The organism is Cellulomonas sp. ES6, assembly GCF_030053835.1.
Taxonomy (GTDB): domain Bacteria; phylum Actinomycetota; class Actinomycetes; order Actinomycetales; family Cellulomonadaceae; genus Cellulomonas.
The window spans coordinates 2,262,527-2,278,788 of the sequence record NZ_CP125655.1; the positions used below are offsets into that span (position 1 = coordinate 2,262,527).

Consider the following 16,262-nt stretch of genomic DNA (forward strand, 5'->3'; position numbering starts at 1 on the left):
GAGGGCGTGACGGACCAGCACCCCGACCTGCACCTGGACCTGCCCGGCGCCCGGCTGGCGTACGACGTGACCGGCACGGAGGGGCGCGCCGTCGTCGTCGCCCACGGGCTCACCGCCAGCCGTGCCGCCGACGCCGCGCACGGCGCGCTCGACCGGTCGGCGCTCGCCGCCGCGCTGCCCGGCCGCCGCCTCGTGCGGTACGACGCCCGCGGGCACGGAGCCTCGACCGGCGAGCCGGACCCGGCGTCGTACACCTGGCCGGCGCTCGCGGGGGACCTGCTGGCGCTGCTCGACGCGGTGTCGCCCGGCGAGCCCGTCGACGCCGTGGGCGCCTCGATGGGCACCGCGGCCGTCCTGTGGGCCGCGACCCGGCGCCCGGAGCGGTTCCGGCGGCTCGTCCTGACGATCCCGCCGACGGCCTGGGAGACCCGGGCCCCGCACACCGCCGGGTACGAGGCCGCGGCGCAGGCGATCGAGCGGCACGGCCTGGCGCCCTGGCTGCGGGCCGTCGCCGCGGAGCCGCCCGTGCCCGTGCTGGCGGCGGGCGGCTGGCCCTCCGACGGCGAGCCGGCCGTCCCCGAGCACCTGCTGCCGTCCGCGATGCGGGGCGCGGTGCTGTCCGACCTGCCCGACCCGGACGCGCTGGCCGCCCTGGCGCACCCCACGCTGCTGCTCCCCTGGGCGACCGACCCCGGGCACCCGGTCAGCACGGCCGAGCGGCTCGCGGAGCTGCTGCCCGCCGCGACCCTGGAGGTCGCGGAGACGCCCGAGGCGATCCGGGGGTGGGACGCCCGGATCGCGCGGTTCCTGGCGGGCTGACGCCGCGGGGCGGGCGCGGGGCGGGGCCGGCGCCCGGGGGCCGCCCGGACGGCACCGGGACGCCGGCCGGGTCGGCCGCGCGTCAGGCCCGGGTCGCGTCCCGCTCGTCCAGCGCCGCCCGGACCGCCTCCACCACGCCGTCGGCCGCCGCCTCGATCTCGTCGAGGCAGACCTCGAACTCCTGCGGCCCGCCGTACCAGGGGTCGTCGACGTCCAGGACGTGCTCGTCGCGCACGTCCCGGACCGCCGGGGCCGCCGGGTCGAACGTCCGGAACATCACCACGCGCGACGCGACCTCGTCGTCCGGGGCGAGCCGCCGCAGCGCCCGCGCGTGCGACGCCGTCATGGCGAGCACCAGGTCGCGCTCGGCCAGGTCGGAGCCGCGCACCTGCCGCGCCTGCCGCGCCGGGACCGGGTACCCCCGGGCCGCGAGCGCGGCGCGCGCTCGGCGGTCGATCGGGTTGCCGTGCTCCTCGTCGCTCACGCCCGTGGAGTCGACCACCACCCGGTCGCCCAGCCCGGCGGACTCGAGCCGGTCGCGCAGCACCACCTCGGCCATCGGCGACCGGCAGATGTTGCCGGTGCACACGGTCATCACGCGGTAGCGCCCGCCGTCCGTCACGTCACGTCCTCCTGTCGTCGCCGGTGCAGCAGCACGCCCGTGCCGCCCTCGAACTCGATGCCCGCGTACGTCGCGGCCCGGCCCGCCTCGGTGAACCCGTGCCGGGCGTGCAGCGCCAGCGACGGGGTGTTGCGCGCGTTCACCACGCTGCGGACGTCGCCGTCGGCGCGCTCGAGCAGCGCCGCGAGCAGCCGGGTGCCCGCGCCGGTGCGCCGGCGGTCCGGGTGCACGGTGAGCGCCGAGACGTAGAGGCCGTCCGGGACGTCGTCGTGCCCGTCCCACCGTGCCAGCATCGCCCAGCCCACGACGGCTCCCTCCCGCTCGGCGAGGAGCAGGTGCCGCGTCGGGTCGGCGGACCAGCCGACGACCCGCGCCGCGAAGCCGTCGGGCAGCGGCCCGCGGGTGGCGGCCACGAGGGCGATCCCCCGGGCGTCGGCGGCCCGGGCGGCGCGCACGGCGACGGCCGGGTCCGGGCGGCCGTGGGCGTCGGGCGCGGCGACGGCGAACAGGGGCACGCCGCCATCGTCGCACCCCCGGCGTCGACGATACAGGGATCCGTGTACTGTCGGCCTCGTGGAGACGGTCACCCTCACGCACACCGCTGCGCTCGCCCGGCTGGGGCACGCCCTGTCGGACGAGACCCGGACGCGGGTCCTGCTCGCCCTGCGGGAGGCACCCGCCTGCCCGTCGGACCTCGCGGAGGCCCTCGGCGTCTCCCGGCAGGTCATGTCCAACCAGCTCGCCTGCCTGCGGGGGTGCGGCCTCGTCGACGCCGTCCGCGACGGCCGCCGCACCTGGTACCGGCTCGCGGACGCCGGCCTGGGGCCCGCGCTCGGCGACCTGCTCACGCTGGTGCTCGCCGTGGACCCGGCCTGCTGCGGCCCCGACTGCGCGTGCGCATGAGCACCGCACCCCTCCCCGACGACGCCGCGCGGCCGGCCGCACCCGGCGCGCTCGACGCACCTGACGCGCTCGACGCGAACGGCGCACCCGCCGCGCACGGCCGCGCCCCCGGACCCGCCCGCGCGGCCGTGCTGCGCCGCCGGATCCGCCTCGTCGTCGCCGTGACGATCGCCTACAACGTCGTCGAGGCGGTCGTCGCGCTGACCGCGGGCAGCGTCGCGTCGTCGTCCGCCCTCGTGGCGTTCGGGCTCGACTCCGTCGTCGAGGTGCTGTCGGCCGCCGCGGTGGCCTGGCAGTTCGCCGCACCCGACCCGGAGGTGCGCGAACGGACCGCGATGCGGCTCATCGCCCTGTCGTTCCTCGGGCTGGCCGCGTTCGTGACGGTCGACGCCCTGCGGACGCTGCTCGGCGGCGCGGAGCCGGAGCGCTCCGCCGTCGGCCTGGCGCTCGCCGCGGTCAGCCTCGCCGTGATGCCGGGCCTGTCCTGGTTCGAGCGCCGCACGGGCCGGGAGCTCGGCTCGGCGTCCGCGGTCGCCGACTCCCACCAGACGCTCATCTGCTCGTACCTCTCGGCCGCCCTGCTCGCCGGGCTGCTGCTGCACACCGCGCTCGGCTGGTGGTGGGCCGACCCGGTCGCGGCGCTGGTCATCGCGGCGTTCGCGGTCCGGGAGGGGGTCGAGGCCTGGCACGGCGACGCGTGCGGGACGCCGCTCGCGGAGCTCGTCGGCGGGGAGCGGGCACCCGGCGCCCCCGGTCGCTGACCACCCCGCGGACGGCCGTGGCTCCCCGGTGCCGCCGGGTCGCCCTGCCGACGTCGGTGGCGACGGCTACCGTCGCTGCCAGCCGGCGGACGCCGGCGCACCGGCCGGCACCAGGGAGCGGGGTATGGACGACGGGCTGATCGTGGTGACGGGCGCCTCCGGGAGGATCGGCCGGCGGCTCGCCGTCCGGCTGGCGGCGGAGGGCGCGCAGCAGCGCCTGGTGGTCCGGTCGCCCGACCGCGCGCCGCAGCTGCCGGGGACCGAGACGGAGATCGCGCTGAGCCCCGGCTACCTGGACGTCGGGTCCATGCGGGCCGCGTTCGCCGGCGCCCGCACCGTGTTCCTCGTCTCGGGCCGCGAGTCCGCCGACCGGGTCACCGAGCACCGCGCGGCCGTGGACGCCGCGGTCGACGCCGGCGTCGAGCGGGTGGTCTACCTGTCGTTCATGGGCGCCGCGCCGGACGCGACGTTCACGTTCGCCCGCGACCACTGGGCGACCGAGGAGCACATCCGGGCGTCCGGCCTGCGGTACACGTTCCTGCGCGACTGCCTGTACCACGACGCGATCGTCCGGTTCGTCGGCGAGGACGGCGTGATCCGCGGGCCGGCCGGGCAAGGCCGGGTGGCCGCCGTGGCGCACGACGACGTGGCGGACGTCGCGACGGCCGTGCTGCTCGACGAGCGCGACCACGCGCACGACGGCCAGGCGTACGACGTGACCGGCCCCACGGCGTACCCGCTGGCGGAGGCGGCCCAGTCGCTGAGCTCCGCGACCGGCCGCGCGATCCGGTACGAGCCCGAGACCGTCGAGCAGGCCTACGCCTCGCGCGCCGGGTACGGGGCTGAGCCGTGGGAGGTCGAGGGCTGGGTGACGTCCTACGAGGCGATCGCGACCGGCGAGCTGGAGCCGACGTCCCCCACCGTGAGGCGCCTGGCGGGCCGGCCGGCGCAGTCGTTCTCCGAGTGGCTGACCCTCAACCCGGCCGCCTGGGAGCACCTGCGCGCCTGACCGCCGCGACCCGAGGGGTGGGGGCGGCGCGCGACCTCCCCCGAGCGCCCGCCGCCCCCACCGGTCCGGCCGGGGCCGGGTCCCAGCATCGGGGCCGCGGGTGTCGTCCGCGCGACCGGTGCATGAACGGCGCCCGTCCGCCGCGCGTCGGCGCCGCGCACGACCGCGGCGCGCCGGCCGCGAGCGGCCACTCGCCGGGGCTCCGGACGCACCACGACCCCCACGTGCTGGCCTCTCGACGCGCGGCACGGGCGGCTCGACGCGCGGCACGGGCGGGTCGGCGCGGGCGGGGCGGCGCGAGGGGCGGCCGAGTCGACGCGAGGCGCGGGCGGGTCGATGCGAGGCGCGGGCGCCTCGACGCGGGGCGGGCGGCGGGCGTCAGCCGGGGCGGCGCGCCGTCAGCACGAGCGGCCCGTCCGGCGTGATCGCGACCGTGTGCTCGGCGTGCGCGGCCCGTGAGCCGTCGGCCGTGCGGATCGTCCAGCCGTCGTCGTCGATGACGTACCCGTCCCCGCCGGCCATGAACCAGGGCTCGATCGCGATGACGAGCCCGGCGCGGAGCTTGAGCCCGGACCGGCGCCGGCCGAGGTTCGGCACGTGCGGGTCCTCGTGCATCGTCCGCCCGACCCCGTGTCCGCCGAAGTCGGCGTTGATGCCGAACCCCGCGGCGCGCCCGATCTCCCCGATGGCGGCGGAGATGTCCCCCATCCGGTTGCCGGGCCGTGCCTGCGCGATGCCGGCCGCGAGCGCCTGCTCGGTGACGTCGATGAGCCGCTGCGCGTCCGGGTCGGGCGTGCCGAGCTGGAACGTCACCGCGGAGTCGGCCACCCAGCCCTGGACCTGCGCGGCGAAGTCGATGCTCAGCACGTCGCCGTCGGCGAGCACCTGGTCGGACGGCAGCCCGTGCAGGGCGGCGTCGTTGACGCTGGTGCACAGCACGCCCGGGTAGGGCATGGCGCCGAACGACGGGTGGTACCCGAGGTAGACGGAGTGCGCGCCCGCCTCGTCGATCAGGCGGTGCGCGTGCGCGTCGAGCTCCCGGAGGGTCATGCCGACGCGGGCCACGTCCTGCAGGCTGCTCAGCACGCGCGCGACGAACGCGCCCGCGGGCCGCATGGCCTCGATCTCCCGGGGTGTCTTCAGCTGGACCACTCCCCCACCCTAGGCGGCGGCGAGAGCCTCGATCCCCGCGACCACGAGGTCGACCAGCACGGCGAAGCTGCGGTCCAGGTCCTGCGGCAGCCGGAACCCGCCGCCGAGCTCGAGCGTGACGTAGCCGTGCACCGCGGCGCGGACGGCGCGCACCGCGTCGACCGCACGCTCCTCGGGCAGCTCGAACCCGCGCAGCACGGCGGTGATCACGCCGACGACCTCGGCCCCGGCGGCGGCGAGCCCGGCGTCGTCGGGGTCCGCGGGGTCGGCCGCCACCTGCACGGCGGCGTACCGCCCGGGGTGCGCGTGGGCGTAGTCCCGCATGGCGTGGCAGAGCGCGCGCACGGCGTCCGGCCCGGAGCGGCCGAGCGTGGCCCGGACGAGCTGCTCGGTCAGGTCGCGCACCGCGAGCACGGCCACCTCCCGGCGCAGCGCGGCCAGCGAGCCGACGTGCTTGTAGAGGCTGGGGGTCGCGACGCCGGCCTCGGCGGCCACCCGGGCGAGCGTGAGGTCGGCGAACCCGCCGGGCCCGCCCGCGTCGACGACCCCGAGGGCGACCCTGCTGACCGCGGCCGCGGAGAGCCCGGCCCTAGGCACCCGGCACCTCCGGCACGGGTGCGGCGTCGCGCAGCAGGTCGAGCACGGCGGCCGCGACGACGTCGGGCGTCTGGTGCTGGGGGTAGTGGCCGGCGTCGGGGACGAGGAGCGTGCGGGCGCCGGGCACCGCGGTGCCGATCCACGCGAGCTCGGCGGCCGGGTCCCGCCAGTCCGGGTCGAGCGCGCCGACGACCGCGAGCGCCGGCGCCTGCACACGCGGCAGTCGGGGCTCGACGACGGCGTGCGTGAGCACGAGCGTGAGGCGCCGGAACGCCGCGAGGTACCCGGGCCGGCGCAGGCTCGCGCGGATGGCGGCGGTGTGCGCGGCGAGCCGGTCCGACCGCCGCCCGCGGTTCAGCGTGCGGTAGTACCGGGCCCACGCGGCCGCGCCCCAGGGACGGGCGAGCAGGACCCGGTAGACGACGCCGAGCAGCGCCCGGGCCGCGCGGCCGGACGCCGGGTCCCGGAGGAACGGGCCGAGCAGCACGAGCGCCCGCACGAGCTCCGGCCGGTCCGCGGCGAGCACCGCGGCGGCGGACGCACCCATCGAGCTGCCGACGACGACGGCGGGGCCGGCGCCCAGGTGCTCGACGAGGGCGGCGACGTCGGCGGCCGTGGCCTCGTCGCCGAGCTCGGTGACGTCGGGCGAGGAGTCGCCGTGGCCGCGCAGGTCGGTGGTGACCACGCGGTAGCCGGCCGCGAGCAGGGCGGTGCGCAGCTCGTCGTACGTCTGGCGCAGGTCGCCCATCCCGGGCACGGCCACGACGAGCGGGCCGGCGCCGGTGTCGTCGTACGCGACGGTGCACGTCCGGCTCGCGCCGTCGGGGCGGTCGAGGAACCGGGTCTCGCGGGTGCTGTCCATAGCGTGAAGGCTAATGCCATTAGCCTAGCGGTGGCAAGCGCGTCCCTGGGATGCTCCTCCCGTGCAGCACGACCTCACGCTCGCCGGCCACGGCGTCCACCTCGTCCCGCTGGCCCCGGAGCACGCGCCCGGGCTGGCCGCGTTCGTCGACGACCGGGTGTGGGCCGGGATGTCCTCGCCGCTGCCGGTCGGCGTCGCCGGCTGGGAGGCGGAGGTCGAGCAGGCCCGCCGCGCGCCCGGCCGGATCGCCCTCGCCGTGCTCGACGCGGGCACCGGCGAGGTCCGCGGCAGCACGTCGTTCTACGACCTCGACCTGCGCGTCGGGCGGGTCGAGGTCGGGCACACGTTCTACGCGCCGCGCTGGTGGGGCGGCGCGACCAACCCCGCATGCAAGCACCTCATGCTGCGGCACGCGTTCGAGGAGTGGGGGTGCGTCCGCGTCGCGCTGCGCGCCGACACCCGCAACACCCGGTCGGTCGGCGCGATCACGCGCCTCGGCGCCGTGCCGGAGGGCGTCCTGCGCTCGCACCGCCTCGCGCCCGACGGCAGCCGCGGCGACACGGCGTACTTCTCGGTGCTCGCAGGCGAGTGGCCGGTGGTGCGCGACGGGCTGCTCGCCCGCCTGGGGGGCGCGGGCCGCTGAACCCGCCCCCGGGCAGGGAACAGCCCGTGGGCCGGGCCTCGGTGCGAGGCCCTGCCGCGAAGGACGAGGTCGCGGCTCCCACGGGCTGCGGTGACTGCCGGAAATTCGCTCGTCGCCCTGCCGGCTCGGGCCGGCGGAGCAGCGAACGGATCGAGCAATCCGTCCGATGTGCTCGGGCGACTAGCGGACAGCCACCTCACGCGTCCTGGAAGACTTCATGTCTCGGACCACCTCCTTCCCGTGTGCCTCGACCGTACGTCCGCCCTCCGACGACTGCCAGGGTTTTTCGCCCACGGCGTGCGGCGCGGAACATCGCCGGGGCCTGCCGGGTTGCGGCGGTCATGACCACGATCGGATTCATCGGCTCCGGCAACATCGGCGGCACGCTCGCACGCCTCGCCGTCGAGCACGGCCACGCGGCCGTCGTCAGCAACTCCCGCGGACCGCACACGCTCGTCGACCTGGTGGCGGACCTCGGGGACGGGGCGCGCGCCGGCACCGCCGAGGAGGCCGCCACGGACGGCGAGGTCGTCGTCGTGTCGGTCCCGTTCCACGCCTACCGCTCCGTGCCGGCCGCCGCGCTCGCCGGCAAGGTCGTCATCGACACGAACAACTACTACTGGGAGCGGGACGGCCACGTCGCCGAGCTCGACGACGGCACCACCACGAGCTCCGAGCTGCTCGCCGGGCACCTGGGGGGCGCCCGCGTCGTCAAGGCGTTCAACCACATCACCTCGGCCGACCTCGGGTCGCGCGGCACGCCCTCCGGGACGCCCGGACGGCGCGCGCTGGCGATCGCCGGCGACGACGCGGACGCCAAGGCGCTCGTCACGTCGCTCGTCGACCGGTGGGGCTTCGACGTCGTGGACGCGGGCCCGCTCGCGGAGGGCTGGCGGTACCAGCGCGACATGCCCGCCTACGGTCCGGACCTGGACGCGGACGGCCTGCGCGCCGCGCTGGCGGCCGCGCAGCGCTGACCGCCGGGTCGCGCCGCCGGGAGGGGACGGCGCCGCCGGGTCAGCCGGTGGTGCCGTCCCGCTGCTCCGGCACCCGCACCTCGGGCGCGAGCCGGTAGCCGAGCCCGCGGACCGTCCCGATCACCGACCGGTCGCCGGTCCGCTCCGCCAGCTTGCGGCGCAGGTTCGCCATGTGGACCTCGATGCTGCGGCGGTCCGCGTCCGTCGGCACGGGCACCGCGTGCGGGCCGTGGACGGCGACCGCGTGCACCAGCTCGTCCTTCGACACCGGGGTGCCCGCGCGCTCGGCGAGGGCCACGAGGATCTCGAACTCGCTCCGGGTCAGCGGGACCGTGCGGTCCCCGACGCGCACGCACCGGGAGGGCACCTCGACCACGAGGTCCCCACGGCGCAGGACCCGGTCGTCGACCGGCCGGGTCGGGTCAGGGCTCGACACCTTCACCACGGTACGTCCGGCGTCCGGAGGCTGCCAGGGATGCGCCCACGGGGGTGGTAGGACCTACATCCTGGATCTCGTGGCTCAGTTTCCCTGACACATCCGGCGTCCACGTCGATCAGGCCCCCGTTCACACATCGGACCGGGGACACCCCCGGCGACACCCGGGGGAGACCCGTGCACACAGCTCGAGAGAGGCGGGGCCGCGTCCGGCGCTCCGCAGCGGCCGCAGCAGTCCTCGCCATCCTGGGGACGCTCGTCCCCGTCGGCCAGGCCGTCGCGGCCGCGTCTGGCATCTCCACGGTCGACGGCGTCGAGGAGGCGGTCGACACGACCGTCACCTACGACTTCGACTGCGACAACCAGGGCGATCCGCTGCCGCCGATCTACCGGCTCTGGGGCCCGAACAACCTCTACCACTACGTCGTCATCGACGACTACGTGCATCAGGGCTCGACGACCTCCGGGATCTTCACGATCGCGTACGACGACTACGCGACCGGCTCGTACAGCCTGCTGGTGCAGTGCGGCGGCCTCCCCGACAACGGCGTGACGCGGAACTTCACCCTCGGGTCCACCCAGGCCGAGACCTCCACGTCGCTCGGCGTGTCCGCCACCACCGTCGTCACCGGCGACACGGTCACGCTGACCGCCACGGTCGACGGCGCCGAGTCCGGTGACGTCACGTTCCTCGCCGGCGGCGCGCCCATCGGCACGCGGGCGCTGCAGGGCGGCACCGCGTCGCTGACCTACCAGGTCGACGAGGCGCAGACGTTCACCGCCCGGTTCGAGGGCACGGAGACGGCCGCGACGTCGACCTCCGCCCCGACGTCGGTCGAGGTGGTCTCCGCGATCACGCCCGGCACCGTCGCCATCGCCACGAACCCCGCCGTGGGCGTCGAGCAGTCGGCCAGCGTCGGCACCTGGGCCCCCGAGGGCGTCACGCTGTCGTACTCGTGGACCGTCGACGGCCACCAGGTCGGCACCCAGCCCACGTACACGCCGACCGCCGCGGACCAGGGCAAGGCGCTGCGCGTCGTCGTCACCGGCACCCGCGCCCCGCTGACCGCCGTGCCGCAGACCAGCGCGCCGAAGACCGTCGAGCTCGGCACGATCGAGAACGGCTACCTCGAGCTCGACGGCCGGGACGGCAACAACGCGGTGCTCGGGCAGACGCTCACGCCGCGCCCGGTCGGCTACGGCCAGGACGCGCAGTTCTCCTACGAGTGGGTCATCGGGGACCACGAGCGCACCGTCACCGCCCCGACGTACACGCCGACCGCCGCCGACCTGGGCAAGCTGATCCAGGTGCGGATGACCGTCACCGCCCCCGGCAAGCAGCCGACCGGCGACTGGGCGTACGCCTGGCCCGCCGTCACCACGCCGACCGTCGCCGTGGGCTCGCAGACCGTCACCGTCGGCCGCGACGTGGTCGTCCCCGTGACCGTCGCCGGTCCGCAGGGCGGGCCGACGCCGAAGGGCTCGGTCGAGGTCACGCTGACGCCGAAGGGCTCGGCCACGGGCCAGCCGCTCGACGCGGTGGTGCTGGACGGCAAGGGCCGCGCGTCCGTGCCGCTGACCGGCCTCGCCGTCGGCAGCTACACGGTCTCCGTGACGTACGTGCCGACCCCGGGCTCCATGCCGGTGTTCGCCGTCGCCTCGATCGCGGTCGAGACCAACCCGTACACCGGCGCGACCGGCTCCGGCACGGTCACCGTCACGAAGGTCACCCCGACCGTCACGGTGCCGGCGACGGTCGCCGTCCCGGTCGCCACCGAGGTGACGCTCGAGGCGCGCGTCGGCGGGGCGGTGCTGCCGAGCACCTTCGTGTTCCGCGAGGGCGCGACCGTGATCGGCCAGGGCCAGCTCGCGACGGACGGGGTCATCCCGGCGTCGCTGGGCGTGCTCGCCCCGGGCACGCACACCGTGGTCCTGGAGCTCCCGGAGACCGCGAGCACCCGCGCCGCCAGCGCCACGTTCACCGTGACGGTCGGCGGCGAGCCGGCCCGCGTCGGGGCGCTCCCGACGGCCGTGCTGGACACGCCGGAGGCCGCCACCGCTCCGGGGCAGCAGATGGAGCTGGTCGCCGAGGGCTTCGAGCCCGGTGAGACCGTCGCGTTCTACCTGCACTCCGACCCGGTGTTCCTCGGCACCGCCGTCGCGGACGAGAACGGCGTCGCCCGCCTGCTGGCCGACATCCCCGCGGACGTCCCGGCCGGCGCGCACACCGTGATCGCCACCGGCGGCACCTCGGGCCGCTGGGCCACCCTCGCGGTGGAGCTGGCCGTCCCGGCGGCCGCCGCCCCGGTGGCTGCCGCCGCCCCGAGCGGGGACCTGGCCGCCACCGGCGCCCAGGCCGGCCTGCTCATGGCGGGCGCCTGGACGCTGCTGCTGGCCGGCGGCGCCCTGGTGGTCGTCGCCCGTCGGGTGCGCACCGCGCGCTGACACCGCACCACGACGGCCCCCCGACCCGCACCGGGTCGGGGGGCCGTCCCGCGTCCGCAGGAGCGGGCGTCAGCAGGTCGCGAACACGTAGCCCTCGTCGTCCGGGGTGCGCAGGTCGACGTCGCGCAGCACCGTGCTCACCGGACGCTGCGGGTCGGCGCACGCCCCGTCCCAGTCCGCCGCGGGGTCGGACCCCGCGTACTCGACGTCGACCACCGCGTCGCCGTAGACGTCCGTGTACGCGGCGCACTCGTCGAACTGCAGGCACTGCTCCGCGACCGCGAAGTCGAACCCGGCCTCGTCCCGCCCGCGCGTCCCGAGGTCCGGGGTGTTCTTCTGCCCCGCCGCGAGGCCCGCGTCGTGGGCCACCGCGACCAGCCGCGCCGCCAGGTCCACGGCTGCGTCCTCGGTCAGCAGCCCGCCCGATCGCGTCCACGAGTCGAGGTTGTCGAGCTCGACGGCGACGAAGCCGCGCTCCGCGCACCGGCGCACCTGCTCCCCGACCACCTCCGTGATCGCCGCGCGCTGCTGCGCGGTGCGGGTGTCGAGCAGCAGCTCGTCCGGCCACCCCGGGTCGACGACCGGGTCCCCGGCGGCGTCGCGCAGCACGAGGTCCGGGTGGTCGGCGAGCCAGGCGTCCCGCTCGGCGGGCTGCGTCTGGAACCCGTTGACGTAGCAGCCGGACCACAGCCCCGGCTCGGGCACGTCCGTGACGTCCCGCACCACACCGCCGACGCCGGCCGCGGGCGGGTAGCCGCCGCCCAGCTGGTAGTCGACGACGACGCCCGCGGGAGGCAGGCCCGCCGGGGAGCCGGTGGCGCTCGCGCCCGGGACGCCGGGCGCGAGCGGGCCGTCGTCCCCGGCGGGACCGCAGCCGGCCAGCGCGAGCACGACCGCGACGGCCCCGGTCGCGCGGCGGAGCCCCCGCGCGCCGCGCGGTCCCTGCGTCCCGCGCGGTCCCTGCGTCCGGCGCGCCGCCCACGCCCCCGGACCGTCCGGCACCCGCCCGTGCTCCACACCCGCTCCTGTCGCCCTGTCCCCGCCGTGCGACCGGCGCCGCACCCGACGTCGATGGTCGCACCCGACGCGACGTCGCCGCGCCGCCGGGGCCGCGCCGCCGGACCCCGGCCCGGGCCCGGGGTGCGCCGCGTGACGCGGCGCACGGCGGAATCGACGTGACGCCGACCCGTCCGGAGGTGCAAGATGGCGGGCGACCGGTGCCGCCCGGAGATCCGGCGGCCGTCACCACCACGGGAGAGCAGCGGATGTCCGCAGGGAGCGGGGTCGGCCGACACGGCCACCTTGCGTGACCGGGCACAGCCCGTCACGCCGCACCACCGTCCCTGAGCCCGGCCCACGCGCCGCGGCCGGGACGGGTCGTCGTCGCCCCGTGACGGGAGTCCGTCCCCTGCGCCCGCGCGCCGCCGATGTGCGCGCCGGCGCGCCCCACTCCCGTGAGAGCGAGCCCGTCATGCGTCCCGTCACCGATTCCCAGATCCACGCGTCCTTCGTCAACTGCTCCCGCCGCGAGGCCGCCCAGGCCACGATGCCGCCGGGCCTCGCCGGCCTCGACTGGGAGCGCCTCGACTACCTCGGGTGGAACGACCCGAAGAACCCCCGGCGCGCCTACGTCGTGACCTGGCTGGACGACCGGCCCGTCGGCATCGTGCTGCGCGCGTCCGACGGGGCGGCCACCCGCAGCGCCGTGTGCGCGTGGTGCGAGGACGTCATCGCCACCAACGACGTCAGCCTGTTCGTCGCGAAGCGTGCGGGCGCCGCCGGGCGCAACGGCAACACGCTCGGCACGCTGATCTGCGCGGACTTCGCGTGCTCGCAGAACGCCCGCCGCCGCCCGACGATCGTCGAGGCCGGGGACGACGCGGCCGCCGTGGTGGCGCGCCGGGTCGCCGGGCTGCAGGAGCGCAGCGCGCGGTTCGTCGCGTCCGTCGCGCAGGGCTGACCGCGCCCGGCGGGTGCCGTCAGAGCACCGTCGCCAGCGCGTCGAGCGCCGCGAGCGGGTCGGCGCCGGCCGGGGCCAGGACCACCGCGTCCGCCCCGGCCGCGCCGATCTCGTCGATGCGGGCCCGCGCCTGCTCGGGCGTCCCGCACACGGCCAGCCGGTCGACCCAGGCGTCCGGCAGGGCGGCGGCGAACGCGGCGCGGTCGTGCGTGCGGGCGCGCAGGGCCCGGAGCTCGTCGGCGAAGGGCAGCGGCGCGACGTGCACGTCCCAGTCGGGGTCCCCGATCCACGCGAGCGCCGGGCGCACCGCCGCCCGCGCCACCGCGGGGTCGGGGTCCACCGCAGCGACGTCGTAGACCGCCACCCGGTGACCGGGACCGGCGCCGATCTGCGCGCGGGCCGTGCGCACGTACTCGGGGCCGGCCGGCTCGGCGAGCACCGTGCCGTCCGCGCAGCGGCCCGCGGCGGCGAGCGACCGCGGACCGCGGACGCCCGCGAGGACCGGCGGGACCACCGACGGCGGGGACTCCAGGCGCACGCCGTCCAGGCGCACGAACCTGCCCTCCGTCGTGACCGTCTCCCCGCGCAGCAGCGCCCGCAGTGCCGTCACGTGCTCCTCGAACGCGGTCAGCGGGCTCGCCGGCCACGCGCCCGCCTGCCGCATCCACCCCGGCATGCCGTGCCCGACGCCCAGGTGCAGCCGGCCGGGGAACAGCTCCGCGACGGTCGCGGCCTCCATCGCGGCGAACGCCACGTTGCGCGCACCGACCGGCAGGATGCCGACGCACACCCGGATCCGCTCCGTCGACGCGAGCACCGCCGCGGCCTGGGCGATGCCGCCGCGGAAGCCCAGGTCCTCCACCACCCAGAGCTCCGAGAACCCCAGCTCGTCCGCCCGCCTCGCGTACGGCAGCAGCCGGTCGGCGGGCAGGTCGCGGGGCAGCAGGACACCGGTGTCGGGACGCATGACCCGACTCTAGGGGCGACGCAGGACACGGGGATGTGCTGTGCTGGCCCCCTGACCCGCGACGACGCGGGACCCACCCCGGGGGAGGTCGGCATGGCCACGCTCGTGCACGCCGCGATCACGTCGCTCGACGGCTACGTCGCCGACCGGGACGGCCGGTTCGACTGGAGCGCCCCCGACGAGGAGGTGCACCTGGCGGTGAACGCCCTGCACCGCGACGTCGGCACGCTGCTGTACGGGAGGCGCGTCTACGACGTGATGACCGCCTGGGAGGACATGGAGACCGCGGACGAGCCCCCGGCCGTGCAGGAGTTCGCGGACCTGTGGCGCGCGGCGCGCAAGGTCGTGTACTCCCGGACGCTCACCGAGCCGCGCAGCGCCCGCACGCAGATCGAGCGGGACTTCGACGCGGAGGCCGTCCGGCGGCTGCTGCGGTCGTCCCCGCACGACGTGCTGATCGGCGGGGCCGACCTCACCGGGCAGGCGCTGCGCGCGGGCCTCGTGGGCGAGCTGCACCTGTTCGTGACGCCGGTGCTCGTCGGGGGCGGGACGCGGGCGCTGCCGCACGACGTCCGGCTGGACCTGGAGCTCGTGGACGTGCGGCGGTTCGCCGGCGGGGTCGTCCACCTGCACCACCGGGTGCGGGACGGCGGCCCCGCGACGGGCTCGGGCGGCGGGGCGGGAGCGACGTCCGCCCGCTGACGCGGGGTCGCTGCGGAGACCACTGGGGCGCGGGCACCTCGACGTCGGGCCGGCGCGGGCCGTGCTCCGCCGGCGGGGCGGGCGCGGGGGCGGGCGCGGGCCCGCGCGGGCGCCGGGTCAGACGCGCGCGTACCGGGCGCGTCCGAACGCGTACACCCCGTAGGCGGCGAACCCGATCGCGACCAGCGTCAGCAGCACCGCACCGAACGGCAGGCTCGCGAGCGCGTGCAGCGCGGCGTCGAGGCCCTGCGCCTTCTCCGGGTCGGCCTGCACCGCGGCGACCACCAGCAGCACCCCGACGGCCGCGAGCGCGGCACCCTTGCCGACGTAGCCGGCGCGACCGGCCCGCACGACCCACGGCGGCGGGCTGCCGGCCAGGTCCTCGAGGAACCTCTCGCGCCAGCCCTTGACCACGTGGTAGCCGGCGACACCGACCACCCCGAGGCCCACGGCCCCGACGAGAGCGCGGCCCGCACCGCTGCCCAGCAGCCCGGCCGTCGCGCCCTGCGACCCGCCGCCCGACCCCCCGCCGGCCAGCACCGACACGGTCGAGGCGGCGAGCACCCCGTAGGTCACGGCCTTCGCGGCGGCCTTCGCCCGGTCGGAGGGCTCACCCCACGCGATCGCCTCGGTGGCCTGCCACAGCGCCAGCAGCACGAACCCCACGAGCAGCACCCAGAGCAGCGCCGTACCGGCACCGTTCCCCGCGAGCTGCGCGAGGGCGCCCTGCTGGTCGGCCTGCTCACCGCCGGACGTCCACGCGAGCTGCACCGTCACCCACGCGAGCAGCAGGTGGAGCACGCCGCTGGCCGCGTACCCGAGGCGGGCCCCCGTCTCGAGGGCGGGGTGGTCGCCGGCGCGCGAGGCGGCGGACTGCACGTTCCCGGTCATGGAGCGAGGGTGGCACCCGACGCCACCCCCCGCACCCGCACCACCCCCGCACCCCGCCCGCACCCGCACCCGCCCGCACCCGCACCGCCCCCCGCGCCTCGCCCACTCCTGCACCCGGCCCCCTCCCTCCGTTCGGAGGCTCCGACGGGCGTCGGAGGTACGCGCGCGGCATCGGAGGTGTCCGCGGACCACCACGAGAGCACGCGCCGCCCTCCGAGCACCGTGGGAGCCTCCGACGGGACCGTCATCGACGGTGGGGACGACGCGCGTCCAGCACGCGCCCCTCCCGGGCGGGCACCCGGCGCCGGCGCGTTCGGAGGCTCCGACAGGTGTCGGAGGTACGCGCGCGGCATCGGAGGTGTCCGCGGACCACCACGAGTGCGCGCCGACACCTCCGGTTCCCGTGGGAGCCTCCGACGGGGCCAGGGGACGGTGAGGTGGGGGACGGTCGGGGCGGGGGACGGTGAGCTCGGGCGGACGGTAAGGCAGGAAGTGGTCGGGGGGTGATGCGCGGGG

General features: G+C 77.3%; 18 protein-coding genes. 9 read left to right on the forward strand and 9 right to left on the reverse strand.

What is annotated here, in order from left to right; genetic code table 11:
• Nucleotides 1–6 precede the first annotated feature (6 nt).
• Nucleotides 7–819 carry an alpha/beta fold hydrolase gene (locus P9841_RS10680; protein ID WP_283318676.1) on the forward strand — a complete coding sequence of 271 codons (813 nt, stop codon included), beginning with the start codon at nucleotides 7–9 and terminating at the stop codon, nucleotides 817–819.
• A gap of 82 nt (nucleotides 820–901) precedes the next feature.
• Here the strand turns inward: P9841_RS10680 and P9841_RS10685 are convergent, their stop codons facing one another.
• Together P9841_RS10685 and P9841_RS10690 are read right to left on the reverse strand one after the other, a co-directional pair.
• Nucleotides 902–1,414: a low molecular weight protein-tyrosine-phosphatase gene (locus P9841_RS10685; protein ID WP_283321920.1), complete on the reverse strand. Its 513-nt coding sequence runs from the start codon at nucleotides 1,412–1,414 to the stop codon at nucleotides 902–904.
• A 23-nt stretch (nucleotides 1,415–1,437) separates the two neighbouring features.
• Nucleotides 1,438–1,956 carry a GNAT family N-acetyltransferase gene (locus tag P9841_RS10690; RefSeq protein ID WP_283318677.1) on the reverse strand — a complete coding sequence of 173 codons (519 nt, stop codon included), beginning with the start codon at nucleotides 1,954–1,956 and terminating at the stop codon, nucleotides 1,438–1,440.
• 58 nt (nucleotides 1,957–2,014) lie between these two features.
• On the opposite strand from P9841_RS10690, the gene P9841_RS10695 reads away from it, so the two are divergent.
• The 3 genes from P9841_RS10695 to P9841_RS10705 all read left to right on the forward strand — a co-directional run bounded on the left by P9841_RS10695 (nucleotide 2,015) and on the right by P9841_RS10705 (nucleotide 4,114).
• A complete protein-coding gene (locus P9841_RS10695) occupies nucleotides 2,015–2,344 on the forward strand; it encodes an ArsR/SmtB family transcription factor (RefSeq protein ID WP_222170932.1) in 330 nt (109 codons plus the stop codon).
• Nucleotides 2,341–3,105, forward strand: a complete 765-nt coding sequence (locus P9841_RS10700) for a cation efflux transmembrane domain-containing protein (RefSeq protein WP_283318678.1) — start codon at nucleotides 2,341–2,343, stop codon at nucleotides 3,103–3,105. The genes P9841_RS10695 and P9841_RS10700 overlap by 4 nt, the downstream gene beginning before the upstream one ends.
• A 124-nt stretch (nucleotides 3,106–3,229) precedes the next feature.
• Nucleotides 3,230–4,114 (forward strand): SDR family oxidoreductase, encoded by an 885-nt coding sequence (locus P9841_RS10705; RefSeq protein ID WP_283318679.1) that lies wholly within the window; start codon nucleotides 3,230–3,232, stop codon nucleotides 4,112–4,114.
• Nucleotides 4,115–4,492: 378 nt separating this feature from the next.
• Here P9841_RS10705 and map read toward each other — a convergent pair whose 3' ends face one another.
• The 3 genes from map to P9841_RS10720 are packed head-to-tail and all read right to left on the reverse strand — an operon-like array spanning nucleotide 4,493 to nucleotide 6,725.
• Nucleotides 4,493–5,266, reverse strand: a complete 774-nt coding sequence (gene map, locus P9841_RS10710) for a type I methionyl aminopeptidase (RefSeq protein ID WP_283318680.1) — start codon at nucleotides 5,264–5,266, stop codon at nucleotides 4,493–4,495.
• A gap of 9 nt (nucleotides 5,267–5,275) precedes the next feature.
• The gene (locus P9841_RS10715; protein WP_283318681.1) at nucleotides 5,276–5,863 is read right to left on the reverse strand and encodes a WHG domain-containing protein; all 588 of its coding nucleotides are present in this window, start codon (nucleotides 5,861–5,863) and stop codon (nucleotides 5,276–5,278) included.
• On the reverse strand, nucleotides 5,856–6,725 hold the full coding sequence (locus P9841_RS10720; protein ID WP_283318682.1) for an alpha/beta fold hydrolase: 870 nt from the start codon (nucleotides 6,723–6,725) through the stop codon (nucleotides 5,856–5,858). Before P9841_RS10720 ends, P9841_RS10715 begins: the two co-directional genes overlap by 8 nt.
• 61 nt (nucleotides 6,726–6,786) lie before the next feature.
• On the opposite strand from P9841_RS10720, the gene P9841_RS10725 reads away from it, so the two are divergent.
• Both P9841_RS10725 and P9841_RS10730 read left to right on the forward strand, forming a co-directional pair.
• Entirely contained in the window at nucleotides 6,787–7,368 is a 582-nt protein-coding gene (locus P9841_RS10725) for a GNAT family N-acetyltransferase (RefSeq protein ID WP_283318683.1), read from the forward strand.
• Nucleotides 7,369–7,709: 341 nt separating this feature from the next.
• Nucleotides 7,710–8,345, forward strand: coding sequence for an NADPH-dependent F420 reductase (locus P9841_RS10730; protein WP_283318684.1), 636 nt, complete (start codon nucleotides 7,710–7,712; stop codon nucleotides 8,343–8,345).
• Between the two features lie 40 nt (nucleotides 8,346–8,385).
• Here P9841_RS10730 and P9841_RS10735 read toward each other — a convergent pair whose 3' ends face one another.
• Complete coding sequence (locus P9841_RS10735; RefSeq protein WP_283318685.1) at nucleotides 8,386–8,781, reverse strand: winged helix-turn-helix domain-containing protein; 396 nt, start codon at nucleotides 8,779–8,781, stop codon at nucleotides 8,386–8,388.
• Nucleotides 8,782–8,958: 177 nt separating this feature from the next.
• Between P9841_RS10735 and P9841_RS10740 the strand changes: the two genes are divergently transcribed.
• Nucleotides 8,959–11,226 (forward strand): Ig-like domain repeat protein, encoded by a 2,268-nt coding sequence (locus tag P9841_RS10740; RefSeq protein ID WP_283318686.1) that lies wholly within the window; start codon nucleotides 8,959–8,961, stop codon nucleotides 11,224–11,226.
• A gap of 69 nt (nucleotides 11,227–11,295) precedes the next feature.
• Here P9841_RS10740 and P9841_RS10745 read toward each other — a convergent pair whose 3' ends face one another.
• Nucleotides 11,296–12,243, reverse strand: a complete 948-nt coding sequence (locus P9841_RS10745) for an endo alpha-1,4 polygalactosaminidase (RefSeq protein WP_283318687.1) — start codon at nucleotides 12,241–12,243, stop codon at nucleotides 11,296–11,298.
• Nucleotides 12,244–12,697: 454 nt separating this feature from the next.
• On the opposite strand from P9841_RS10745, the gene P9841_RS10750 reads away from it, so the two are divergent.
• Nucleotides 12,698–13,186, forward strand: a complete 489-nt coding sequence (locus tag P9841_RS10750; RefSeq protein WP_283318688.1) for an FBP domain-containing protein — start codon at nucleotides 12,698–12,700, stop codon at nucleotides 13,184–13,186.
• Between the two features lie 19 nt (nucleotides 13,187–13,205).
• On the opposite strand, the gene P9841_RS10755 is transcribed toward P9841_RS10750, so the two are convergent.
• Complete coding sequence (locus P9841_RS10755; RefSeq protein ID WP_283318689.1) at nucleotides 13,206–14,153, reverse strand: LLM class flavin-dependent oxidoreductase; 948 nt, start codon at nucleotides 14,151–14,153, stop codon at nucleotides 13,206–13,208.
• A gap of 93 nt (nucleotides 14,154–14,246) precedes the next feature.
• On the opposite strand from P9841_RS10755, the gene P9841_RS10760 reads away from it, so the two are divergent.
• A complete protein-coding gene (locus P9841_RS10760; RefSeq protein WP_283318690.1) occupies nucleotides 14,247–14,855 on the forward strand; it encodes a dihydrofolate reductase family protein in 609 nt (202 codons plus the stop codon).
• A gap of 117 nt (nucleotides 14,856–14,972) precedes the next feature.
• On the opposite strand, the gene P9841_RS10765 is transcribed toward P9841_RS10760, so the two are convergent.
• Nucleotides 14,973–15,746 carry a DUF1206 domain-containing protein gene (locus P9841_RS10765; protein WP_283318691.1) on the reverse strand — a complete coding sequence of 258 codons (774 nt, stop codon included), beginning with the start codon at nucleotides 15,744–15,746 and terminating at the stop codon, nucleotides 14,973–14,975.
• Nucleotides 15,747–16,262 lie beyond the last annotated feature (516 nt).